This window comes from Streptomyces niveiscabiei (assembly GCF_001419795.1).
Lineage (GTDB): Bacteria > Actinomycetota > Actinomycetes > Streptomycetales > Streptomycetaceae > Streptomyces > Streptomyces niveiscabiei.
On sequence record NZ_LIRL01000615.1, the window covers coordinates 1 to 5,373 of the forward strand.

Annotated in this window: 5 protein-coding genes; 1 reads left to right on the top strand and 4 read right to left on the bottom strand. The window is 71.2% G+C overall.

Translation table 11 applies throughout. From position 1 onward, the window contains the following. The 3 genes from AOK24_RS28085 to AOK24_RS28095 all read right to left on the bottom strand — a co-directional run. Positions 1–216: DUF6479 family protein (locus tag AOK24_RS28085; RefSeq protein WP_240554155.1), on the bottom strand; the 216-nt coding region annotated here is incomplete at its 3' end. 42 nt (positions 217–258) lie between these two features. Beyond that, positions 259–2,418: an MMPL family transporter gene (locus AOK24_RS28090; RefSeq protein WP_055722848.1), complete on the bottom strand. Its 2,160-nt coding sequence runs from the start codon at positions 2,416–2,418 to the stop codon at positions 259–261. A 206-nt stretch (positions 2,419–2,624) separates the two neighbouring features. Next, complete coding sequence (locus AOK24_RS28095) at positions 2,625–3,182, bottom strand: DinB family protein (protein ID WP_055722849.1); 558 nt, start codon at positions 3,180–3,182, stop codon at positions 2,625–2,627. A gap of 118 nt (positions 3,183–3,300) precedes the next feature. Here AOK24_RS28095 and AOK24_RS28100 point away from each other — a divergent pair, with 118 nt between their 5' ends. Then, positions 3,301–3,852 carry an AMIN-like domain-containing (lipo)protein gene (locus AOK24_RS28100; RefSeq protein ID WP_079057028.1) on the top strand — a complete coding sequence of 184 codons (552 nt, stop codon included), beginning with the start codon at positions 3,301–3,303 and terminating at the stop codon, positions 3,850–3,852. A 44-nt stretch (positions 3,853–3,896) separates the two neighbouring features. Here AOK24_RS28100 and AOK24_RS28105 read toward each other — a convergent pair. Then, positions 3,897–5,373: ATP-binding cassette domain-containing protein (locus tag AOK24_RS28105; protein WP_055722850.1), on the bottom strand; the 1,477-nt coding region annotated here is incomplete at its 5' end.

Below are 5,373 nucleotides of genomic sequence, written 5' to 3' on the forward strand. Positions count from 1 at the left end.
GTCGTCGGGGATGCGGGGCATCTCGTCCGGCTCCCGCGTCTGACGGTGCTCGGACTCGTCGACCGGCCGCCGGACCGGTTCCTGGGGCGGGAGCCGGCCCGGTGACTGTTCGCGTCTGCGCACCCGGGTGCCGAGCCGTACGGCCCACACCAGGGCGGCGGTCAGGAGCAGGCCGCACAGGACGACGGCCGCCGTGCCCAGGCTTGTCGTGTTCATCGGCCCCGGGTACCCAGCGACCCGGGGCCGAAGCATCCCGTTCTACTCGCGCCGCCCCGCCGTGTCGCGGACGGGGGTGCCGCCCGTGCGGCCGGGGTCCGGCTGCGGGGTGACCGCGCGGTCGGCGTGACCCGGCCACCAGGCCGCGTGGCCGATGAGGGCGGTGAGGCTGGGCGTGAAGAACATCGCCATGACGAACGCGGCGATCGCGATGCCGAAGGAGACCGCGAACCCCATCTCCGTGAGGAGGGAGTTGCCCGCGAGCATCATCGTGGCGAAGGTCGCGGCGAGGATGAACCCGGCGGCGGCGACGGTCGGTCCGGCGTGGCGCAGGGCCATCCCGGCGGCCTCGCGGGGGCTGCGGCCCTCGCGGGCCTCCTCGCGGAGCCGGGCGATCATGAGGATGTTGTAGTCGGTGCCGATGGCGACGACGAACAGATACATGATCACCGGGAGCATGAACATCAGCCCCGAGTGCCCCTGCATGTCCTGGAAGATCCAGACCGTGGCGCCGAGGGTCGCGCCGAACCCGAGTCCCACCGAGGCGATCAGGTACCAGGGCGCGACGACGCTGCGCAGCAGGAAGCCCAGGATGACCATGATCAGGAAGGCGGCGACGGGGAACACCGTGCGGTAGTCGTGGTTGACGGCCGCCTGGATGTCCTTGTAGATCGACGACATGCCGCCCACCAGGGCGTCGGTGCCCTCGGGCGCCTCGTCGTGGGCGACCGAGCGCACCTTGCCGACCGTCTCCAGCGCCTTGTCGGTGGACGCCTCGTACTTGAGGGTGACGGTGAAGTCCGCGGTCGTGCCGTCCGTGTTGGTCTGCGTCATCTTGGCGCTGGCCACCCCGTCGACGGCGCCGAGCTTCTCGGCGTACGGCGCGAAGGCCGACCGGTCGAGGGGCCGGCCGTCGGTGCTGGAGAGGTAGACGTCGGTCGGCGCGGCGGCGCCCGCCGAGTACGCCGTGCCCATCTCGTCCTGGACGACCATCGACTCCTTGGTCTTCGGCATGGACCCCGAGGCCAGGTCGAAGGTCGCCTTGTAGCCGAGCGTGCCGAGCGACAGCGCGACCAGGACGAGCCCGGAGAGCGCGGCGGTCAGCGCGGGCCGGCGCTGCACGCCCCGGCCGAGGGCGGCGAAGCGGGCGTCGGAGGGTTCGTGCCGCCAGGACTTGGACGGCCAGAAGATCCGCGGCCCGATGAGGGAGACGACCGCCGGGATCAGGGTGAGGCCCGCGATGAGGGTGACGGTGACCGCGATGGCCAGCGCGGGGCCCATCTGCTTGAGGAAGCCCAGCGTGGACAGGGCCAGCGCGAGGAACGCGATGATGACGGCGCCGGCCGCCGACGCGATGGCCTCGCCGACCCGGGCGACCGCGTTGACCATGGCCTGCTTGGGTTCGTCCCCGGCGCGCAGGCGTTCCCGGTAGCGGAACATCAGGAACAGGAAGTAGTCGGTGCCCACGCCGAACAGCACGACGATGAGGATCGACGAGATCGAGCTGTTGGCCTGGAGGTCGAAGAGTTTCGTGGCGTACGCGATGAGCGCGTTGGCGATCGCGGCGACGATGCCGATCAGGATCAGCGGGAGGACCGCCAGGATCGGCGCCCGGAAGATGATCAGCAGCGTGACCAGGATGATCACGAACGTGCCGATGCCGATGAGCGCCTCACCGCGTTTGGAGGAGTCCTGCTGGTCGAGGGCCTGCGCGGCCGAGCCGCCCAGCTTGACCTGGAGGTCCGTGCCCCGGGCGAGCGCCTTGACGTCGTCGCGCAGGATCTTCGCCGCGTCCGCCTGTTTCGGCTGGCCGGCGTTCTTGCTGTCCATCTGGACCAGGGTCATCGTGTAGCGGCCGTCCTCGGAGGGCTGGCCCTCGACGACCTTCTGCACCTGGTCGATCTTCTTCGCGCCCAGTTCCCGGGTGATCCGGGTGACGTCCCGCTTGTCGGCGGCGGTCAGCTTCCCGCCGTCGTCGCGCTGGAACAGGGCGATCGCGGACGGCGTGAAGGCGCTGGGGAACGCCTTCTCCTGGAGGTCCGCGGCCTTGATGGACTCGTAACTCTTCGGCAAAAAGCTGGACTCGTCACTGCTGGACGGCAGACTCGGGGCCGTCGCGGCGATCGCCACCGCCGCGATCAGCCAGGCCACGATCGTCCAGACCGGATGCCGGACGACGGTGTCGCCCATACGTCGGAACATGCGGGACCCCTCCTGATCAGGAAGATCACCACACCTGGGGAGCGGTCCCTGGCATCGGCGACCCGGCCGGCTCCCCGTCGAACCGGCCGAACGGATGTCTCAGCTCTTCATCGTAGGGACGCGGGCCGTTCCGCGCCCCTGATATCACGATGGCACCGAAACTTTCGGAGCTATTTCCGGAACCCCGCCGGCGCCCCGCTCACCCCTCACTGCCCGACGCGCCCGTCGATCCGTTCTCGCAGGAGGTCCGCGTGTCCGCAGTGCCGGGCGTACTCCTCGATCCGGTGGACCATCAGCTCCCGGATCGCGATACCTCGCTCCCCCGCCCGCTGGCCGAGGTCCGTGAAGGCGGCCAACTCGGCGTCGAGGGCGGCTTGTTCGCGTTCGAGGTCAGCGTATGCGGCGTCCACGACGGTCTGGTCGGGGATGGCGCCGTCGAAGTCGGCGTCACGTGCGCCGTACAGCTTGGGGAGGGGTTCTCCGATCCAGCCGCGCCAGTCGCGCTCCACCTCGGCGAGATGGCGGACCAGGCCGAGCAGGGACATCGTCGACGGGGGGACCGAGCGGTGCGCGAGTTGCTGCGGGGTCAGGCCGTCGCATTTCATGCGCAGGGTGTGGCGGTATCCCGAGAGGAAGTCGAGCAGGGTGGCCAGTTCGCCGTCCGGGCTGTCGCCCTCGCGGGGGTCGTCGTCCGGATCGACCCACATGTCGGGGTAGACGGTGGCCCGGGTCCATCGTTCGGGAGTGTCGCTCATGCGCGTCATGGTGGCGGGCGGCGGGCGGTCGCGCCAACGGTTTTCGCCGGTGCCCGCAGCACAACCTTCGGGCCGGTCCGGCTGTCTCACCCCGCACAGCAGGACACCTGAACACGTGGGGGAAGAAGTGTTACGACGCACTGCCATCACGATCACCGCACTGACGACCGCGGCGCTCGGCGCCGCCGCCGTGCCCGCCGTCTCGGCGGAGCTGCCGGGGCGGGCGGCCGTCGCCTGTCCGACCGGTTGGGGCAGCCTCGCCAAGAACAACTGGTCCAGCACGTCGGGCGAGTTCATCACCGACGTCCGTATCGGGACGCACGACTGCTACGACCGTTTCGTGGTCGACGTCCCCGGCGCATCGGCGAGCGACCTCGGGTACAGCGTCCGCTACGTCGACGCCCTCATCCAGGACCCCTCCGGCGAGCCGGTCCCGGTGACGGGCGGGGCGATCCTCGAAGTCGTCGTGCGCGCACCGGCGTACGACCCGTGGACGGGGACGCCGACCTATCCGGGTCCGGCGCCGAAGCCGGTCGGGTACCCGACCTTCCGCGACGCCGTGTACGCGGGCTCCTTCGAGGGACAGAGCCAGTTCGGGCTCGGGACCCGCGCCCGGCTGCCCTTCCGTGTCCTCCAGCTGGACGGGCGGCTCGTGGTGGACGTCGCGCACTCCTGGTGAGCGCGGTGAGGCGTGCCCCGCGCTTCGGGGCACGCCTCCGTCGGTCAGCGGTCCTGGGACAGCGCGTACAGCTCGGCCAGCAGGCTCCCTTCCGTGGTCACGAGGTCGTCGAAGGTGCCCTGTTCGCGGATGCGCCCCTGGTCGAGGACGAGGATCCGGTCGGCCATGCGGACGTTGTCGAGGCGGTGGGTGACGACGACGGTGATGCGGTCGGGGGCGAGGGCGCGCAGCTCCCGGAACACGGTGTGTTCGCCGCGCGCGTCCATCTCGCTGGTCGGCTCGTCGAGGACGAGAACGGCGGGTTCGCGGTAGAGGGCGCGGGCGCAGGCCAGGCGCTGCCACTGGCCGCCGGAGAGTTCGTGCCCGCCCCAGACCGAGCGGGCGAGCAGCGTGCCGAGCTTCTCCGGCAGGGCGGTCAGCGCCTCGGCCATGCCGACGCGGCGGGCGGCGTCCCAGATCCGGTCGTCGCCGTGTTCGCGGGGCTGGCCGAGGGTGATGTTCTCGCGGGCGGCGAGCGGCCAGTGCCCGTTCTTCTGCGGGACGAGCCCGACGTGCCGCCACACGGACTCGGCGTCCGTGACGGCCAAGTCGGTGTCGTCCCAGAGGACGTGGCCCTCGGTGGGGACGGTCAGGCCGGTCAGCATCCGGATCAGCGTCGACTTCCCGGCGCCGTTCTCCCCGACCAGCGCGACGACGTCGCCCCGGTTCAGGGTGAGCGTGACCGGCCCGACGGCGGCCGTGTCCTTGCCGGGGTAGGTGTAGGCGGCGCCCTCCAGGCGGATGCTGCGCGGTGCGGGGGCCTGCGCGATGCCGCGTGCGGTCGTGGTGGCGCGGACCTCGTCGACGAAGTCGTGGTAGTCGGAGAGGTAGAGGCCGTGGTGGAACATCACCGTGCTGTACCGGATGATCGCGTTGAGGGCGCGCCCGGCGGTCTGCGAGGCGACAACGGCGGTCCCGGCCACGGCCGTTGACATCGCCCCGGCGAGCACGAGGCCCGCCAGCGACACCCACATGCCGAGCGTGAACAGCCCGCCCAGCGCCGCGGCGAGCGCCGTGACCAGCAAGTACGGCCGGGCGCCCGCGAGTTCACGGCCCTCGACGCGGTCGCACATCGCCCGGTACCAGGAGTGCAGGTACGGCCGCATGGTGTTGGCCCGCAGTTCGTCGGCGAGTTCGGCCGTGGTGAGCCACCAGCGCATCATGCCGCGCACGGTGCGCGCGGAGACCGTGCGGTCGTGGACGCGGTAGTCGATGCGCGCGGCGATCACACCGCCGAGCCCGCGCGGGACGACGGACAGCAGCAGCACGCCGAGCAGCAGGGGATGCAGGGACGTCAACACCGTGGCGGCGGACAGGAGTTGGACGAGTCCGTTGGTGAGGGTCTTGGCGTCGCTGGCGAGGTCGACGGCGCGCAGGGCGCCGATCTCGGCGGCCTGGCTGCGGTCCTGGAAGCCCTCGGTGTCGTACGCGGCGAGTTCGGCGCGCATGTGGAGGTCGACGAGGGTGAGGTCGGCGGCGGAG